At 40.5% G+C, this 17,445-nt stretch carries 11 protein-coding genes; all 11 read right to left on the minus strand.

Translation table 11 applies throughout. The features are described 5' to 3' along the window. Window positions 1–13: 13 nt before the first annotated feature. On the minus strand, window positions 14–3,133 hold the full coding sequence (locus tag C6Y03_RS01350) for an MMPL family transporter (RefSeq protein ID WP_106038726.1): 3,120 nt from the start codon (window positions 3,131–3,133) through the stop codon (window positions 14–16). Beyond that, entirely contained in the window at window positions 3,111–3,587 is a 477-nt protein-coding gene (locus tag C6Y03_RS01355) for a MarR family winged helix-turn-helix transcriptional regulator (RefSeq protein WP_060596316.1), read from the minus strand. The genes C6Y03_RS01350 and C6Y03_RS01355 overlap by 23 nt, the downstream gene beginning before the upstream one ends. A gap of 152 nt (window positions 3,588–3,739) precedes the next feature. Continuing rightward, window positions 3,740–5,032 carry an EF-P 5-aminopentanol modification-associated protein YfmH gene (yfmH, locus tag C6Y03_RS01360; protein ID WP_095285186.1) on the minus strand — a complete coding sequence of 431 codons (1,293 nt, stop codon included), beginning with the start codon at window positions 5,030–5,032 and terminating at the stop codon, window positions 3,740–3,742. Then, complete coding sequence (gene yfmF / locus C6Y03_RS01365) at window positions 5,029–6,309, minus strand: EF-P 5-aminopentanol modification-associated protein YfmF (RefSeq protein ID WP_106038727.1); 1,281 nt, start codon at window positions 6,307–6,309, stop codon at window positions 5,029–5,031. Before yfmF ends, yfmH begins: the two co-directional genes overlap by 4 nt. A gap of 144 nt (window positions 6,310–6,453) precedes the next feature. Next, complete coding sequence (locus tag C6Y03_RS01370) at window positions 6,454–9,570, minus strand: MMPL family transporter (protein WP_106038728.1); 3,117 nt, start codon at window positions 9,568–9,570, stop codon at window positions 6,454–6,456. A 317-nt stretch (window positions 9,571–9,887) separates the two neighbouring features. After that, on the minus strand, window positions 9,888–11,117 hold the full coding sequence (gene bcbE / locus C6Y03_RS01375; protein ID WP_223260721.1) for a bacillibactin exporter BcbE: 1,230 nt from the start codon (window positions 11,115–11,117) through the stop codon (window positions 9,888–9,890). Window positions 11,118–11,219: 102 nt separating this feature from the next. Beyond that, a complete protein-coding gene (locus C6Y03_RS01380) occupies window positions 11,220–11,945 on the minus strand; it encodes a GntR family transcriptional regulator (RefSeq protein ID WP_060596309.1) in 726 nt (241 codons plus the stop codon). Between the two features lie 165 nt (window positions 11,946–12,110). Beyond that, entirely contained in the window at window positions 12,111–14,483 is a 2,373-nt protein-coding gene (locus C6Y03_RS01385) for an FtsK/SpoIIIE family DNA translocase (protein WP_106038730.1), read from the minus strand. A gap of 111 nt (window positions 14,484–14,594) precedes the next feature. Next, entirely contained in the window at window positions 14,595–14,831 is a 237-nt protein-coding gene (locus tag C6Y03_RS01390) for a YlzJ-like family protein (protein ID WP_060596305.1), read from the minus strand. Further along, entirely contained in the window at window positions 14,828–15,556 is a 729-nt protein-coding gene (locus C6Y03_RS01395; protein ID WP_106038731.1) for a ClpP family protease, read from the minus strand. The genes C6Y03_RS01390 and C6Y03_RS01395 overlap by 4 nt, the downstream gene beginning before the upstream one ends. A 119-nt stretch (window positions 15,557–15,675) precedes the next feature. Continuing rightward, window positions 15,676–17,343 (minus strand): ribonuclease J2, encoded by a 1,668-nt coding sequence (gene rnjB / locus C6Y03_RS01400; RefSeq protein WP_066030894.1) that lies wholly within the window; start codon window positions 17,341–17,343, stop codon window positions 15,676–15,678. Between the last annotated feature and the right edge of the window lie 102 nt (window positions 17,344–17,445).

The raw sequence follows: 17,445 nt of genomic DNA on the forward strand, positions 1-17,445 counted from the left end.
CTATTTGAAATATCTATTCTTTTCGTTTAAATGGGAACCAGTTAGCTGATCCGAACAATTTCACCATCACAGGTACGAACAATGGTAGCACAACGAGTGCGTACAGCAAAAGTCCTGTTAGAACAAGTGTTGCAATCTGCAGGAGAGACAGCACTCCTGAAGGAAGCATTGCTGCAAAGGTTCCTGCCAAAATAACAGCAGCAGACATAATGACAGAGCCCATATTCTTCATTGATTCGGTCATAGCAAACTGAATGTCTTTTGTTTTGTATTCATTGAACCGCTCCATTAAGAAAATCGAATAATCGACTCCGAGCGCCATTAATATGACAAATCCAAAGAATGGAACAGCCCAGTTAATGCCCGGGTATCCGAAGAAATGGGTGAAAATAAATTCTGTCATCCCGATAGCTGTAAAGTAAGTCAAAATAAGTGAACCAACCAAGTACAGCGGCATAACAAGCGAACGGAACAGGATCACCAGGATGAGGAAAATACCGATCATCATGTAAAGAACCGTCTTATTGAAATCTTGGTCTGACAGCTGTTTTAAATCAGCGTTCATACTTGATACACCTGAAACGCCGAATGATGCATCTTTTAGGTTCGTTTCAGGAAGTGCCCGCTCGACAGAAGCTTCTACTTGTTTGATCGTCGACAGGGCTTCATTGCCATATGGATTTTTTTCTAAAATGACATCAATTTTTGTCATCTTGCGGTCATCCGACATGTATGAATCAAATACTTGCTTGAATGCTTTATTTTTCAGCACGTCTTTTGGGATAAACCAGCCGGCCATGTCTTGATCTGGTGCATTTTTCAGTTCGTCTAAGTAGTCACCTGCACCCATTAACCCGCTTGAAATTTTCTCCAGTCCACTTGCGCTTTTGTTCAGCCCATCTGTCAGCTTGGTCAGGTCATCACCAAAGCCGCCAATCTTTTCTTTCATTTGTTTTTGACCATCAATCACTTTGCCAGCTCCATTTGCAAGCTTCGGCATATTATCAGCTAACTGTCCTTGACCTTTAGACGTTTGATCAAGTCCAGTTTCAATTGCGTCTAAGCCAGCAATGAGCTCATCGATTTGACTCGTCAAGACTTTCTGCTGCTCTGAAGCTTTTGCGATAAAGGCATCCGCTGCTTCAAGCTGTTTTTTGGCTTCTTTTGCTTGTTTGGCATAGCTGTCTGCCTGTTTCACCCCTTCTTTTAACGTCGTAGAAAGTTCATTATATGAAGCTTTGATGGCTTGATACGATTGATTTTCTTTTACCTGCGGAATTTGTTTTTCGAGTGTACTAAATTGTTGATTTGCTTGTGTGATTAATGCTTTTACATCCGCTGCGGCAGAGGATGACGTATCAACTTGCGCTAATGCTGCCTTTAATTCTTTGGAAATGCTTTTATATAGCGCAACTTGCTGATTCACTTGTGCGACTTGAGCCGTTAATTCCTTTTTCGCACTTTTAATTTTTTCTTTAATCTCTGCTACACCGTTTTTGTTTTGATCGATTCCGCTTTGCAGTTTTCTTAACATTTTCTCGACATTTTGAATGCCTGTTTGTACTGATTCAGTGCCAGAAATCAGCTGGTTAATGCCTTTTCCAGATGATTTGATCTGCGGCGTTTGATCTTCAATAGATTTACTCATTGTCGTCAGTGCATCTTGGATTTTTTTCAAGCCTTCATTGCTTTTATCAAGTCCGGTATTCAGCTCTTTGGCTTGTGATTTCACGTACAGATCACTCAGCCCTTTACCGACAGGACGTGTCGCACTTCTCACTTTACTTACGCCATCTGTTTGTTCAATTGCACGGCTGAGCTTTTCAACGGCAATCAATCCTTTATTGTTGTCTAACAAATCAGCTGATTTGACGACAATCGTTGCCGGCAGTGCTTCTCCTGGCCCAAATTTGTCAGAAATGGTATTGAATGCATTGACTGATTCGTATTTATTACCGATTTCATCTAAGCTGTTATACGAAAGCGTTCCTTTATACATGAGAATGGGCGGAAGCGTAATGATTCCTACGATTAATAAACTGAAAAGTGGTTTTTTAAATGAAAAGCGTCCTGCTGTTTCCCACATTTTTGACTGCGGATGAGCAATATCACCTTTAATCGGCCAAAATAACACTTTTCCTAAAACCGCCATAAAGAACGGAACAATCGTGAGAAGCGCCACAATCAGCACAGCGACACCAACTGCTACTGCAACAGCTGATTTATAGAGCTGGAATTGCGCCAGGCCTATACAGGTAAAACCGATTAGCACAGCAATTCCGCTGAATAAAACGGTCTTTCCTGCTGTTTTATACGTAATCAGAATCGCCTCAATTTTATCTTTACCGTGTGCGATCTCTTCTTTAAAGCGACTGAGAAGCAGAATGCAGTAGTCCGTTCCTATTCCAAACATGATCGCGACCATGAAAATTTGGGTAAAGGTCGAGAGCGGGAAGTCGAGATATTTAACTAAATAAGCCACGATGGATTGACTCACCAAGTAAGACAGAGCTACTGCGACTAATGGTACGAAAGGCGCCACAGCTGATCTAAAGACAAGGACAAGAACGATGAGAATAAACCCAATCGTAATGAACTCTGTTTTCTTCAGACCTTCTTGCGAGCTTGTGATCACATCATCATCAATTAACGGCTGTCCTGTCATTTCAAATGTTAGGTTTAAGCTCTTCAGCTTTTCATTGACTTTTTCTTTAAAATCGGAAGCTTTGATTTTGTTTGAGTCATATGTAACTGGAACAAGAAGCGTTGTTTCATCTTTAGAGAGCATTTGTTTTTTGATATCTTTATTGGCTTCAAAATAAGAAGTGATGTCCTCTACATGAAGATCTTGATCTTTTTCTATAATCTCCATTGCCTTTTTTAAAGATGTTTCTCTTTCTTTTACGATGTTCTTTTCTTGAAAGACAATGACGATTGATTTTTCTGTATCGCCGTTTTCAGACATTTTCTTTAATAACTGATCCGCATATGAGGACGGATAGCCGTCTGGTACAGAAATTTGCCCTTTTTCTTTTGTTAATTGCGCCATATTAGGAGCGGTGATGAGTAACACTGCCGCTAATACGATCCATAGAATCGTGATCAGCCATCTACCCTTTATGATTGCTCTCATTAGTACTTTGTGCCTCCTCTTCGATGATCACTTGATAGATCTTTTCATATGTTTGAATAAATGATTCCATTTCTTTTTCTTCCAGCTTTTCAAAATAAGATCGAACTAGATCCTGAAGCTGCTTTTCCATTCGGCTGACCACATCTTTGCCCTCTGGCGTGACGTATAGGTGAACATTTCTTCGATCGGCTTGATCATGCTCACGGACAATATAGTTTTTCGTAAAAAGACGATTTGTCATGGAGGTTACAGCACTTTTGTTCACATTACATACATTTGCAAGGTCAGTTGATGTACATCCAGGATGTAAATTGATGTATCGAAGCGAGTAATACTGATCAAGCGTCAGCTCTTTATCAAGCTTTTCCGTGATCATACCCGATACCTTTTTTTCCATCATGAGATAGACGTCTGCATATCTCTGAATGAGCTGTGCAATTTTATTTTGTTCCATACGCTGCTCCTTTTTAGTTTAAGTGTTTAACTATTAAAGAGTTTAACTAACGAACAAATTGATTGTCAATGAAAATCCTCACTAATAACATGCTTTTATCAATTAGACATAAAAAAGACAAACTCATTTGATCTGAGTTTGTCTTTTTTTATTTATTTTGTTTTCGGGACGACTTTGAAAACGGACATCCGTTCTTCATCAATTTCTTCCTCTAAAATTTGCTGAATGTCGGCTAATTGGATTTGTTCCAGCATGGTCACGACATCAAATAAGCTCATGTCTAAAAATGCATATCGAGTGAATTGGTTCGCAATGTATTCGGGAGAGTTCATGGCTTTTAAAAAGCTGCCGATTTTCTTCTTGCGCGCGAGCTCAATTTTTTCTTCTGACATCAGGTTCTTTGCTTGAAGAAGGGTTTCTTTTAATTCTTTTGCCAGTTGATCAGGATCATTTGTATCTCCGCCAACGGACGTGAAGCCAAAGCCGCCTTCTTCCGTATAATCGTAGCTGAAGGTCTCATCAATTAAGCCTTTTTCATACATTTGTTCATATTGTAAGGAGCTTTTACCAAACAGCGTCTCTAAAATGAGATTCATCCCGAGCTCATGTTTTAGCAGCTGATTTCCTTTTTTATGAGGATTCTTTGTTTTCAACCCGAACATACATTTCGAGCCTTGTACGTTCATTGGAAGTTCGTATTCTTTTCGGTACACACCTTCAGGCTCATTGATGTCTTTTCGTTTAATCTCTGGCTGGTCTGTAAATGGCTTTTTCGCCTGATTCGCTCTGACTTGATCTAATATTTGCTTCGGATCAACGGGACCGACAACAAATAGAAGCATATTGCTCGGGTGATAGAACGTTTCATAGCATTCATACAAATGATCTTTTGTAATCGGAGCAATACTTTCTACTGTTCCAGCAATATCAATTCTCACGGGATGCTCTTGATATAGATTTTCAATCAGACCGAAGAATAAACGCCAGTCCGGATTGTCATCATACATGTTAATCTCTTGGCCAATGATGCCTTTTTCTTTTTCGACCGTTTTTTCAGTAAAATAAGGCTCTTGAACAAAATCAATGAGTGTCTCAAGGTTTTGTTCGACATTTGAGGTGCTTGAGAATAAGTAAGCTGTTCTCGTAAACGTTGTAAAAGCGTTTGCGGATGCTCCTTGCTTACTAAATGTATGAAATACGTCTCCATCTTCTTTTTCAAACAGTTTATGCTCTAAGAAATGGGCAATTCCGTCAGGCACTCGAATCATGTCTTCTTTGCCAAGCGGCACAAATTCGTTATCGACAGAGCCATATTTGGTTGTAAAGGTCGCATAGGTTTTGTTAAACCCTTGCTTTGGCAGCACATAGACGTCAAGTCCGCTCTCCATTTTTTCGTGATAGACCGTTTCTTGCAGCTGGTCGAATTGAATTGTTTTCACTGTCATGAAGCACCCTCCGTTCCTTTAAGAAAATAGGTCGTATCCCATTCGATTTTCTGACCCACTTTGATGATGTCCTCTTTTGTCACTCGGTCTAATGCTTCTAAAAAGGAATCAAGGGTTTCCCCTGTTGGCACAACGGCATGCTGATACAAATATTCTGCTGTCCCATAAGATGTATCAATCGTTTCAAGCAGCTGATTTTTGACGACAGCCTTTGTTTGGTCAATCGCTTCATCTGAAAAATCACCTTTTTGCATTGCTTCAAATTGTTCTTTAATGATGTCTACTGCCTGCCGGTAGTTGCCGACTTCAATTCCTGACATGACCATCATCAAGCCTTTAAAGCTCTCAAGTCTAGACACAGCGTAGTACGCAAGACTTGCTTTTTCCCGAACATTGATGAATAGCTTCGAATGCGAGAAGCCGCCAAATATGCCATTAAACAAATGCAGCGCCGGATAATCTTCATCTGCAATCGTCGTATGCGTGCGAAAGCCGATATTCAGCTTGCCTTGCTTCACGTCCTCTTCATCAATGACTTCTTTTGCTTCTTTTTGCGTTCTTGTTGAGTCAGCGTGTTGTTTGACCGGTTCTCTATCACTTGTTTTGAAGTATTGAGAGACCATTCGGCTGATGTCTTGTTCGTCAACATCTCCCACAACATAAAGATCAAGCTGATTCGATTGAAGCGCATGCTCATAAGCTTCAAAAAGCGAGTGAGCTGTGATCGTTTCGATATCTTCCATTTCTCCATTGACGTGCAGTGCATATGGTTCACCTTTGCACATTTCCTGCACAAGCCTTAAGTTCGAGTAACGCATTTTATCATCATACACTGCTTGAATTCGCTGTTTTAAAGTACGTTTTTCTTGATCTACATATAATTGACTAAACGCTCCATCTTCAACATACGGATGGAATAGTAGATCAGATAGTAAAGCAATTCCTTTTTCTAGTAAAGGTGTTTGATCCTTTAAATATTTTTCATTCGCCATTTCCAGGCGGAAGGTAATGATGTGATTCTCCCCTTTTTTCGCCATGTCTGCTGAAACAGTAGCACCATAAAGCTCATCAAAATAAGCACGCAATTCTCCTGTTTTCGGCTTTTTTTCTGTTCCTCTTAACAGCACATGCGGGAAAAGTGAACGCATGGTGACGTCATCTTTCGATAGAGGCGCAAGCATTTTAAAAAGGATTGTGACCGTTTTAAATTTTTCTGTTTTGACAATATGAGTATGAAGACCAGGTGTGTCTAGTGTCTTCTCTTGTAAGTACGTCATGAGAAACCTCCTTTGTTCATCCTATTTATTATGTATTAGAACATAGCTGATATATACGTAAAACAGCCATTTAATAGACATTATATCAATCAGAGGAAAGGATAGGAAATAAAAACGCCTCTGCTATAAGCAGAGACGCCGGTGTTATTTCATTCTAAAAGGCCACCAATTCCATTTACCGAAAATACGAACCATGACCGGGATAAAGAGCGGCAATACAACAAACGCATATAATAAAAGTCCAATGAGTATGACCGTTGCAATTTCAACAAGTGATAATACACCAGACGGCAGCATGGCGGCGAAGGTCCCCGCTAATATCGCGACTGCTGAAATAATGACGGAACCCATATTTCTCATCGCTGATATCATTGATGCTTGCACATGCTCTCCTTTCCATTCATTAAAGCGATCCATCAGAAAGATCGAATAATCAATGCCAAGGGTGACAAGAATGACAAAGCTGAAAAATGGGACAGCCCAGCTAAGACCGTCGTAGCCAAAAAATGTTTTGAAGATCCATTCTGTTAATCCGACGGAAGTAAAATACGTTAAAATGAGTGAAAGTGTTAAGTATATCGGCATGACGATTGACCGTAATAATATAATTAAAATGATAAAGATGCCAACTAACATGAAAATGACCGTTCGAATAAAGTCACCGTCAGATGTTTCTTTTAAATCTACATTTAAACTTGAGATACCAGACACACCGTAATTTACATTCTTTAACCCGCTGACAGGTAAATATTGATCAAGGGTGTCCTCAATTTTGGCAACGCCTTTCATCGCTTCATTGCTGTATGGATTCACATTTAAAATAACTTCTAAGGTTGTTAATTTACGATCTGGAGACATATACGTTTTAAAGATTTGCTTAAATTCATGGCGTTTCAGCACTTCTTCTGGAATAAACCAGCCCGTTATTTCTTCATCTGGCGCTTGCTGAAGCTGCTTTAAATAGCCGTCCGCCTCGGTGAAGCCGCTTTTGACCTGCTCGAGCCCTTCAATACTTTCACCTAATCCATCTGTTAATAATGTAAGTTTTGATGAGAGCTGATTAAATCCTTTTTTGATGGCTTTTTGTCCGCCTGTCAGTTGATCTGCGCCATCTTCAATTTTAGGCATTTCTTTAATCAATTGTTTTTGTCCTTCATTTGTTTGTTCAAGACCGTCATAAATTTGATCGAGCCCGTCCATGAGTGCTTGCACTTGGCGTTTTACGTCTTTTTGCTTGCTTGATAAGGTTTGAATTACTTGATCTGCTTTTTTGATCTTTTGTTTAAAGTGAGAGGCTTCCTCTTCATACACACTCATTTGGTCCCCAGCTTGATCAAGCATTTCTTTTGTGTCTTTGAATACTTTCTTGATTTCTTTATATTCATCCATATCTTTTACTTCTGGAAGCCGTTTTTCAAGTGCTTCAAACGATACATTTTCATAGGAATTTTTTACTTTTTTAATGGTGGTCATCAGCTGCTGATTCGATTTCGCATGACGTCCCAGCGTACTCACCATTCGCTTAAGCTCTTGAATCATCGCTTCACTGCTGCGATATTCTTGCTCTAATTCCTTTTTCGCTTCTTTGATTTTACTTCGGATGGTCCCGACGCCATCTTTACTGCGCCTTACCCCATCTTCTAAAGAGATCAAGGACTCCCTTACTTCTCCAATTCCGCTTTTGATCGCTTTTGTTCCATCAATCAGCTGGTCAATGCCTTTAGCGGATTCTTGAATTTTTGGTTTTTGTTTGAGAAGGGCAAGATTTGTTTCGGTCAGGCCATCTGAAATTTTCCCGATTCCTTCGTGGCCTTTGCCAAGTTCTCCTCCCAGCTCTTTTGCTTGAGAGGTGACGTAAAGCTGACTTAGCCCGTCTCCAACAGGCCTAGTGACACTGCGGACTGTTTTTACTTCGTCAATGTCATTTAATTTACGGGTCAGTTTTTCAATCATGACAATCTTTTCTTGGTTATCTAACTTATTGTCACTTTCAACAAGTACATTCAGGGGCAGCGCTTCCCCAAAGCCAAATTGCTCTGATATCGTATTAAATGCAGACACTGATTCATACTTTGTCCCAATCTCATTTAAGCTGTTATAAGAAAGAGTTCCGTCGTACATCAAAATAGGAGGCACAGTAATTAGTGCAACTAAACCTAAACTGATCAGCGGCCTTTTAAATGAAAAACGCCCAGCCCATTCCCACATTTTACTTTGCGGGTGGCGAATGTTTTCTCTTTTAGATGGCCAAAAAAGGGATTTTCCGAAAACAGACATAAAAAAGGGAACGATGGTGACTAGGGCAATCAGCAGTATGCCAACTCCAACAGCAACACTAACAGCTGATTGATACAATTGAAATTTGGCAAACCCAATGCTTGAGAAGCCGACTAATACGGCTAAGCCACTGAAAAAGACCGTTTTCCCTGCACATTTATATGTGATGATAATCGACTCTTTGACATCACGACCTTGACCGATCTCTTCTTTAAAACGGCTTAACAGCAAAATACAATAATCTGTTCCTATACCGAACATAATAGCTACCATAAAAATCTGAGTAAAATTAGATAGAGGAAATTGCATATATTCTACTAGAAAAGCCACAATACACCGGCTGACGGCATAAGAAATGCCGATCGTAATGAGCGGAACAACAGGTGCCAAAATCGATCTGAAAACAATGATTAAAATAAAGAAAATAAAAATCATCGTAATAAGTTCAGTTTTCTTCAGACCTTGTTGAGAGCTTTTAATGACATCTGAATCCACAAATTTTTGACCCGTCATTTCATATGAGACATGATAGGGCTTTAAAACTTCCTCAATTTGTTCTTTAATCTTCACAGCTTTTGTTTCGTAGTGGTCGAATTTGAATGGAACAAGAAGTGTACTTTTATCCTTTGATAAAAGTTGTTTTTGAATGTCCGGATCTACATGAAAATACGAAGTAATTCCGTCAATGTGGAGGTCTGGGGCATGAGTCATGAGTGCAGATAAAGCCTTTTTTAATTCCTGCTCTTTTTCAGGGAACAGATGTTGTTCGGAGAATACAATGACACCCGTATCTTTTTTCCCGTTATGATCTGATAGCTTATCCAATAAGTGAAGTGCCTCAGCTGTTGGTGTCCCCTCCGGAACCTTTAATTGCCCTTTTTCTCTTGTTAATTCCTCTAAATTAGGCGCAGTAATAAACAGAATCACAGCTGTTATCATCCACACCACTAATACAATCCATCTTGCTTTAATTATTTGCAACATAGCTGCTTCAAGCTCCTTCTAGTTCATCAATCAATTTGCTGTATTTGAGCGTGTCTGAAGTGCTGACTGCGTCTCCTTCAACGTGCTAATGGCAGGATGACCTATTCAATTGTCTTTTCGTGTTGAAGAAACACATATTCATCATCAGCACGCGAGCTCAATTTCTGCCTGAAGAAAGACAGAAAATGAATGTTTTTGAACACCTCCTATTTGGGATAATTTAAAAGATATTACTATACATTAGTTTAACTATCAAAATTTTACATGTCAATTTATAAAAAAGAAAAAAGATGGCAAAATACCGTCTTTTTTCTAGATTAAACCGTTTTTAATTGTTCACTTTCATCCTTTTCATCTGGCTGGATGAAGAAGAGGACCAAAAATAGTGAAATAAGACTGCAAATGGTCGAGAGAATAAAAACGATGGAGTCCCCTTTATCCATGAGATAGGCGTAAATCGGAGGTCCTAAAGCGACACCGATAAAACGCATACTGCTGTAAAATGACGTAATGGTTCCGCACTGCTCTTTTTCGATTCCTTCTGTGATCAGGGCATCAAGTGCAGGCAGTACAATACCGATGCCAACACCGCCAATGCTTAAACAGATAAACAATACGTAAAAGCTGTGATTCCACCATAAAAACATATAGGAAAGTGATAACAAGGCCATGCCTACGATTATAAAGATTCTCATTTTCCCTTTTTCTTTTCCAATCGTTTTCCCAGCAATGTATGAACTGATGGATAGAAAAAGGAGCGGGATACTAAGCAGGAGCCCTTTTTTGACACCCTTAATTTGATAAGCTGCCTCTAGGTTATCAGATAAGTAAAAAAGCACACCAAAAAGAAGAAACATAATAAAACCGCCAATTGCAAAAATGGCATAAAGCCAGCGTCCCTCATGCTTAAAAATGGTCTTTGTTGATTTTAAAAATTCTTTGAATGTAGGCGGGTCCTCCTCTTTTTTCGCGGACTCTACCATGAACAGTACCATGAGAAAGCTGATGATTGAAAAGAACGGAATAAACCAAAACGGCACAAACCAAAACCATGAAGCTAGAAGCGCCCCAATAATCGGGCTTAATACCTTTCCAGCTGTGTTAGAGGTTTCGATGGCGCCAAGTCCCGCACTTACTTCTTCATCATCATGAAACAAATCTCCTATAAACGGCATCACGACAGGTGCTGCCCCGGCTGAGCCAATGCCTTGAAGGACCCTTCCAAATAGAATCCACATGTAAGGTTCTTTCATGATCGTTGAGGCAACTGCTGCCACAGCCCCACCAAGACCTGCGATTAACAGACACGGCAGGAGTACCTTTTTACGCCCGATTCGGTCCGATAAATAGCCGGCGATTGGAATACATAAGATCGCTACAACAGAGTATACCGTAATAATGAGGGAGACTTGAAAAGAAGTGATGGAGAGTGTCTTTTCTATCTCTGGCAATACAGGTATTAACATCGAGTTCCCAAGTGTCATGATTAGAGGCACTGATGATAATGCAATAATATTCTTTTTACTGACTGTTTTCTCGCCCAACATCATTCACCCAATTCTATATACTGTTACGTATTAGTGTGGCAAGTTTTACGGGTATTATGTATGGGCAAACAAAAAGCAACCGCTTATGGAAGCGACTGCTTGTTAAAATCGTTTACGTATCACATGAAAGCTGAATTTATCCGCTCGAAAATAATTAAGCGAGTATAAGACCGGCTGATCATCCTGATCATAGTGCATTTGTTTCAGTAATAATAATGCTGTTTCAGGGTCACATTCGAGTATCGGTGAAACCTGATCGTGGTAGCCGATTGGTTCGATGTCAGCAACTGCATATTTAATTCCGCTGTGTGGTTCTCTTCCAAACAGCTCAAAAAGAGACTCTTCTTCATGTGTAAAAGAAGCGGGAAGATGCTTGACCGGAATTTTATCTAAACAATATACCACTGGCTGTCCATCTGCCGTTCGAACGCGTTCCATTGAAAAAATCTCATCAGATTCATCACACTGAAAACGAATCACATCATTCTCTGTCGGCTCCCCTTCTTGCGAGGATAAAAAGATGGTACCAGGCGTCATATTGACCTGCTCGATCATTTTCGTGACACTTGCCAGCTGTTCTATGCCTGTTGAAAAGAGTGGTCTTGAGTTGACGAACGTTCCCACACCATGCCTTCTAATTAAATACTTCTCTTCTTCTAATACACGAAGGGCTTCACGCAGTGTCGCTCTGCTCACGCCTAAAAGCTTTGAGAGCTCAAACTCAGAAGGCAGCTTTTCTTTTTCTGCATATACGCCTGTTTGTATATCTTCTTTAATACGGTCAATCACTTTCAAATATAAATGGCGATTGTCTGTTTTGGTCGACATGTTTTCCCTCCGTCTAATCAATGCAAATGATAAGATGAGAAATCTCTATTCCGAGATAAGTTGAACACAACTATATCATGTTTTTGCAAATAAATAAATAGTCTGACTTCCAGTTAACATAATCATACTATCGTTTACTTCTTTTTTAGGAAAGCTCTCTTCGATTTATGAAGAGAGCTCGTCATATTGTTCTTTTGAGAGCAGGACTTCTCTCGGTTTACTTCCTTCATAAGGGCCGACAACGCCTCGCTCTTCCATTGCGTCAATCAGGCGGGCCGCTCGGGTATAGCCGATGCGGAATCTTCTTTGAAGCATAGAGACAGAAGCCGTCTGCATGCCGATGATGAGTTCCACTGCTTCATCATATAAATCGTCATCCACAGCTCTAAGCTGATCCTGCGTTTCTTCAGTTGGAATCATTTCTTCTTGATATTGTGCTTTTTGCTGGGTGATCACATGTTCAACGACATGCTCCACTTCTTCATCTGATAAAAAGGCGCCTTGCACACGAACCGGTTTGTTTGCACCTACCGGTAGAAACAGCATATCCCCTCTGCCCAGCAGTTTTTCTGCGCCACCCATATCAAGGATCGTCCTTGAATCTGTTTGCGAGGACACGCTAAAGGCGATGCGGGATGGGATGTTGGCTTTAATGACACCTGTAATGACATCGACAGAAGGTCTTTGTGTAGCAATAATTAAATGAATCCCGGCAGCACGAGCCATTTGCGAAAGTCTTGTAATGGAATCTTCTACATCAGAGGAAGCGACCATCATTAAATCTGCAAGCTCGTCTACAATGACGACAATATAAGGAAGTTCTGGCTGTTTGGCCTCTTCTGATTGATTCATTCGTTTAATGTAATCATTGTATCCTTCAATATTTCTTGTCCCCGTATGGGAAAACAATTCATAGCGGCGTTCCATTTCGCTGACTACTTTTTTAAGTGCCTGTGAGGCTTTCTTAGGGTCCGTTACAACCGGAGCGAGCAGATGCGGAATGCCATTATACACATTTAGTTCAACCATTTTCGGATCAATCATCATCATTTTCACCTCATGAGGTTTCGCTCTCATAAGAATACTTGTGATAATACCATTGATGCACACACTTTTTCCGCTTCCAGTCGAGCCTGCTACAAGTAAATGCGGCATTTTGTTCATTTCAGCCAGAACGGCTTCACCAGAAATATTTCGGCCCAGTCCAATCAGCAGCTTCGCATTAGGACGGTCATTTTGCTTCGATTCTAATACCTCTTTTAAAGAAACCATCGCGATTTCTGCATTAGGAACCTCAATACCGATGGCTGATTTACCAGGTATCGGCGCCTCAATCCGAATGTCTTTTGCTGCGAGAGCAAGGGCTAAGTCATCACTAAGATTGACGATCTTACTTACCTTCACGCCGACATCTGGATAGACTTCATATTTTGTGACCGCCGGTCCTAAGTGAACCTGTGTGACTTTTGCTTTTACACCAAAGCTTTGAAACGTTTTTTCAAGCTTTCTTGCATTTTCGTATATATTTTTCTTGTCTGTTTGCTGCCCTGAGTGCTGCGGCTCTGCCAAAATATCAAGTGACGGCAATTCGTAATCTTTGTTTTCAAGTTCAGTAAATGTCATCGGCGGCGCCTCTTTTGGTTCATCGGGTGTATCTGATGGAACTGGTGCACTTTGCACAGACTCTTGAAGAGGCTCTGTCTCTTTTGCCGTCTGCTCTTTTTGAACGAGCGGGGTGAGAATGTCATCTCTATCAGCAAAGCTTGAGATGATTGGCTGGCTATTGTCTGAAACCGGCGTTTCCTCTTCGATCAAGATCTGGTCATCATCGTCCTCTTCCTGAATACGAGACCGTTTTTTCTTTTCACCTGTTTTTTGAGGGGGCGCGCTCTTTTTCGCCTGCCTGATTCCTTTCATATCTTCAACAAACGCTTTCCACTGCTTCACCATAAATTGTGAGACAGGCAGTGTCACTTTTTTCACCATTTCTTGAAGAGAACGATTTGTAATCAGCACAATTCCAATCAGCATCAGAACGATTGCCATAATTTGAGAGCCTGCTTGCGCAAATAAGAAATATGAAGCAGCAAATAATACGGCACCGATCATGCCGCCTCCTAAATCAGGTGACCCAGTCTCACCTTTCATATCCATTAAGAAAAGCTCAAATGTATTTCTTATCACACTTTGAGAGCCTATTGCGCCCGCAGATGAAAGGTGCTGAAAGAGCTTCACATGAGACAAAAGCAAGATACTCGCAATGATGCAGTATAGCCCTGCTTTTCTCCTTGTCAACATATCTGGGATTTGTTTTTTCCAGAAGATGGTCACGCCAAAAAGAAATAATCCGATAAGGCAGAGAATGAACCATTCACCTGCAAAAAATCGGAATAAATGTACGAAGGTTTGTCCAACGACGCCTAGCTGTAAAATGGCAATGATCGCTATGGCAATACAGACTAACCCATTTAATTCATATTTCAGTTTTAGCTGTTTATTTTGTTTTTTTCTCGTTTTCCGTTTTCTCTTTTTAGCCATACTCATCACCTTACTACGAAAGAAAATATAACCTACCGAAAAGATCAGAAAGAAAGCAGCCTGGTTTTGGCTGCATCTTGTTGTAAGTTTTCCCTTTATTATAGCATAGAATCATTCATATGAGTCGGTTTGATTGGTGCCTAATTGTAACTTCAATCGCTTGCCTGGTGCAAGCTCTTGATTCAGAAAGTCCATTGGATTGGTACTCATGACTTGAACGATTTCTGCTTCATCCTCTTTCATTTCAACCATAACTGGCACGCCTTGGATGTTTACCTGCTGAAGTTTGCGGTCTCCTTGTTCCTCCGCGTAAATGGCTTCATATGGCATAGGTGTATATAAAATCATTGGATCAGCCCCTCGTTTTGAGATGCCCTGTCTCCAATCAGTTCGTTCAACTTTTTAATCGCTTGTCCTACGCCGCCTACTTCATTCATGAGTCCGTATTCTGCTGCCTCATGACCAACAACATTTGTTCCAATGTCTCTTGTCAAATTGCCTTTTGAGAACATGAGCTCTTTAAACTTCTCTTCTGTAATATTGGAGTGGCTTGTTACAAAGTTAATGACTCTTTCCTGCATTTTATCTAAGTATTCAAAGGTTTGCGGGACACCAATCACTAGACCAGTTAAACGCACAGGATGAATGGTCATCGTGGCTGTTTCTGCAATATAGGAATAGTCACACGATACAGCAATCGGGACACCAATAGAGTGGCCGCCGCCAAGTACAATCGATACAGTCGGTTTCGATAAAGATGCAAGTATTTCTGCAATCGCTAGTCCCGCTTCAACATCGCCGCCTACTGTATTTAAGATGATCAAAAGACCTTCAATTTTCGGGTTTTGTTCAACTGCGACGATTTGCGGAATGACATGTTCGTATTTGGTTGTTTTATTTTGTGGCGGAAGCTGCATGTGGCCTTCAATTTGTCCAATAATGGTGAGGCAATGTATATTTGTATCTTGCGGCAGCTGTGGTATGGCTGTTTCACCAAGCTGCTGTATTTTGCTCATAATGCTGTCTTTTTCTTCTGGCTTTCGCTCAGGCTGCTGTTCATTCTTTTCGTCCATTTGTCTCCATCCTTTCCTCAAACTCTCCTTCTATTATGAACAAGAAGGCCGTATTCAATCCGCATTCCTAGTGCCACATCAAAAAAGCCCAAAGAGCTTATGCTCCTTGGGCTTTCACATCACACTTCCATAATAATTGGAATGATCATCGGCTTACGTTTTGTTTTTTCATATAGGAATTGATTGAGTACATCGCGCATGGATTGTTTCAATGTTGACCATTCAACAATTGAGTTTTCCGTTTGCTCTTTGACAATTCCTTTGACCATTTCTGTCGCTTTTACAATCAGCTCTTCGGATTCTCTGACATACACAAATCCTCTTGTGATGATTTCAGGTCCAGAAATTAATTGTTTCTTTTGTTTATCAAGCGTAATAACGACAATTAAGATACCATCTTGAGACAATAGGCGTCTATCGCGTAACACAATGTTCCCGATATCACCAACGCCAAGACCATCGATCAAAATATTGCCTTGGTGAACTTTTTCACCGATTTTTACGTTCTGTCCTCTAAACTCTACAACATCCCCTTTATCAATCAAGAAAATGTCACTTCGTTTCATTCCCACTTCTTCAGCAATACGAGAATGTGCTTTTTGCATACGATATTCGCCATTCACCGGAATTAAATACTTTGGCTTTAGTAAGTTCAGCATCAGCTTTAACTCTTCTTGGCAGCCATGTCCAGAGACATGCACACGTTTTTGCGCAAAAATGACTTGTGCGCCGCTTCTTGTGAGGAAATCCACTGTTTTTGAATATGTGAGTTCTTGTCCTGGAAGAGGTGTAGATGCAATCACAACAGTGTCATCTTTTTCAATATGAAGCTGTTTGTGATTTTGTTTTGCCATTTTTGTTAAAGCAGCAAGAGGCTCTCCGTGGCTTCCAGCTGTCAGGATGACCACATCGTTTTTCGCCATTTTCTTCACTTCTTGAACTGGTACAAATAATTCTTCGTCTGCTGTGACATAACCAAGTTTGATCGCCAGCTGAAGAGTCGTCATCATATTCTTCCCTGCTACGGCAAGCTTACGGCCATTTTGATTCGCTGCATTAATGATCTGCTGCACGCGGTTAATGTTAGATGAAGATACAGCGACAATTACTCGATTTTCAGCATTGTACATCGCATTTGAGATTTCGTCTTGGACGAGCGCCTCAGAAGGTGTATAACCTGGTTTTTCAGCATTCGCACTGTCTGAAAGAAGTGCTAAAACGCCATTGTTTCCAATTTTCGCAATCTCTCCGATGTCACAGGCTTGGTTAAGCGCTGGGGTTTGATCAAATTTAAAATCACCTGTGCATACGATTGAACCAAGAGAGGTTTTAAAGCTGATCCCAACTGAATCAGGGATGCTGTGATTCGTTCTAAAGAATGATACCTTTGTTGTTTCAAACGTAATGACTGATTTTGCATGTACCTCACGCAAGTCAGCTTTTTGATTGAAGCCATACTGCTTTAATTTTTCTCGAAGTAACGCAAGGGTCAGCTTCGTTCCGTAAACTGGTACAGACAATTTGCTTAAGCAATGGAATACGCCTCCGATTGCTTCATCATGTCCGTGGGTAAGAAAAATTGCTTTCACCCGATCAGCACGTTCTGTTAAATAAGAGATATCAGGAATAACGACGTCAATGCCTAGCATTTCGTTTTCTGGATGCATCAAGCCTGCATCTACCACATATATGTCGGAATCAATTTCAATGACATATAGGTTTTTCCCGATTTCTCCAACGCCTCCCAGTGCAATAATTCTTACGTTCTCTGTATTTTTCTTTTTCAAAATTCTTATCCTCCTAGTCTCAAGCCCGTCCATCATCGCTTAATGCTATTATAACTGAATCTAATTTTAGAAAACAAGATGAAGTCACATTTTAAGAAAGTG

It is taken from the genome of Bacillus sp. LNXM65, from assembly GCF_002998575.1.
Taxonomy (GTDB): Bacteria; Bacillota; Bacilli; order Bacillales; family Bacillaceae; genus Bacillus.

Coding starts and splice junctions, on each gene's coding strand:
- C6Y03_RS01395 (WP_106038731.1), bottom strand. CDS start 15,556: ATGGACGAAAAGAATGAACAGCAGCCTGAGCGAAAGCCAGAAGAAAAA.
- C6Y03_RS01350 (WP_106038726.1), bottom strand. CDS start 3,133: ATGAGAGCAATCATAAAGGGTAGATGGCTGATCACGATTCTATGGATC.
- bcbE (WP_223260721.1), bottom strand. CDS start 11,117: ATGTTGGGCGAGAAAACAGTCAGTAAAAAGAATATTATTGCATTATCA.
- yfmF (WP_106038727.1), bottom strand. CDS start 6,309: ATGACGTACTTACAAGAGAAGACACTAGACACACCTGGTCTTCATACT.
- C6Y03_RS01380 (WP_060596309.1), bottom strand. CDS start 11,945: ATGTCGACCAAAACAGACAATCGCCATTTATATTTGAAAGTGATTGAC.
- C6Y03_RS01390 (WP_060596305.1), bottom strand. CDS start 14,831: ATGATTTTATATACACCTATGCCATATGAAGCCATTTACGCGGAGGAA.
- C6Y03_RS01355 (WP_060596316.1), bottom strand. CDS start 3,587: ATGGAACAAAATAAAATTGCACAGCTCATTCAGAGATATGCAGACGTC.
- C6Y03_RS01385 (WP_106038730.1), bottom strand. CDS start 14,483: ATGGCTAAAAAGAGAAAACGGAAAACGAGAAAAAAACAAAATAAACAG.
- C6Y03_RS01370 (WP_106038728.1), bottom strand. CDS start 9,570: ATGTTGCAAATAATTAAAGCAAGATGGATTGTATTAGTGGTGTGGATG.
- yfmH (WP_095285186.1), bottom strand. CDS start 5,032: ATGACAGTGAAAACAATTCAATTCGACCAGCTGCAAGAAACGGTCTAT.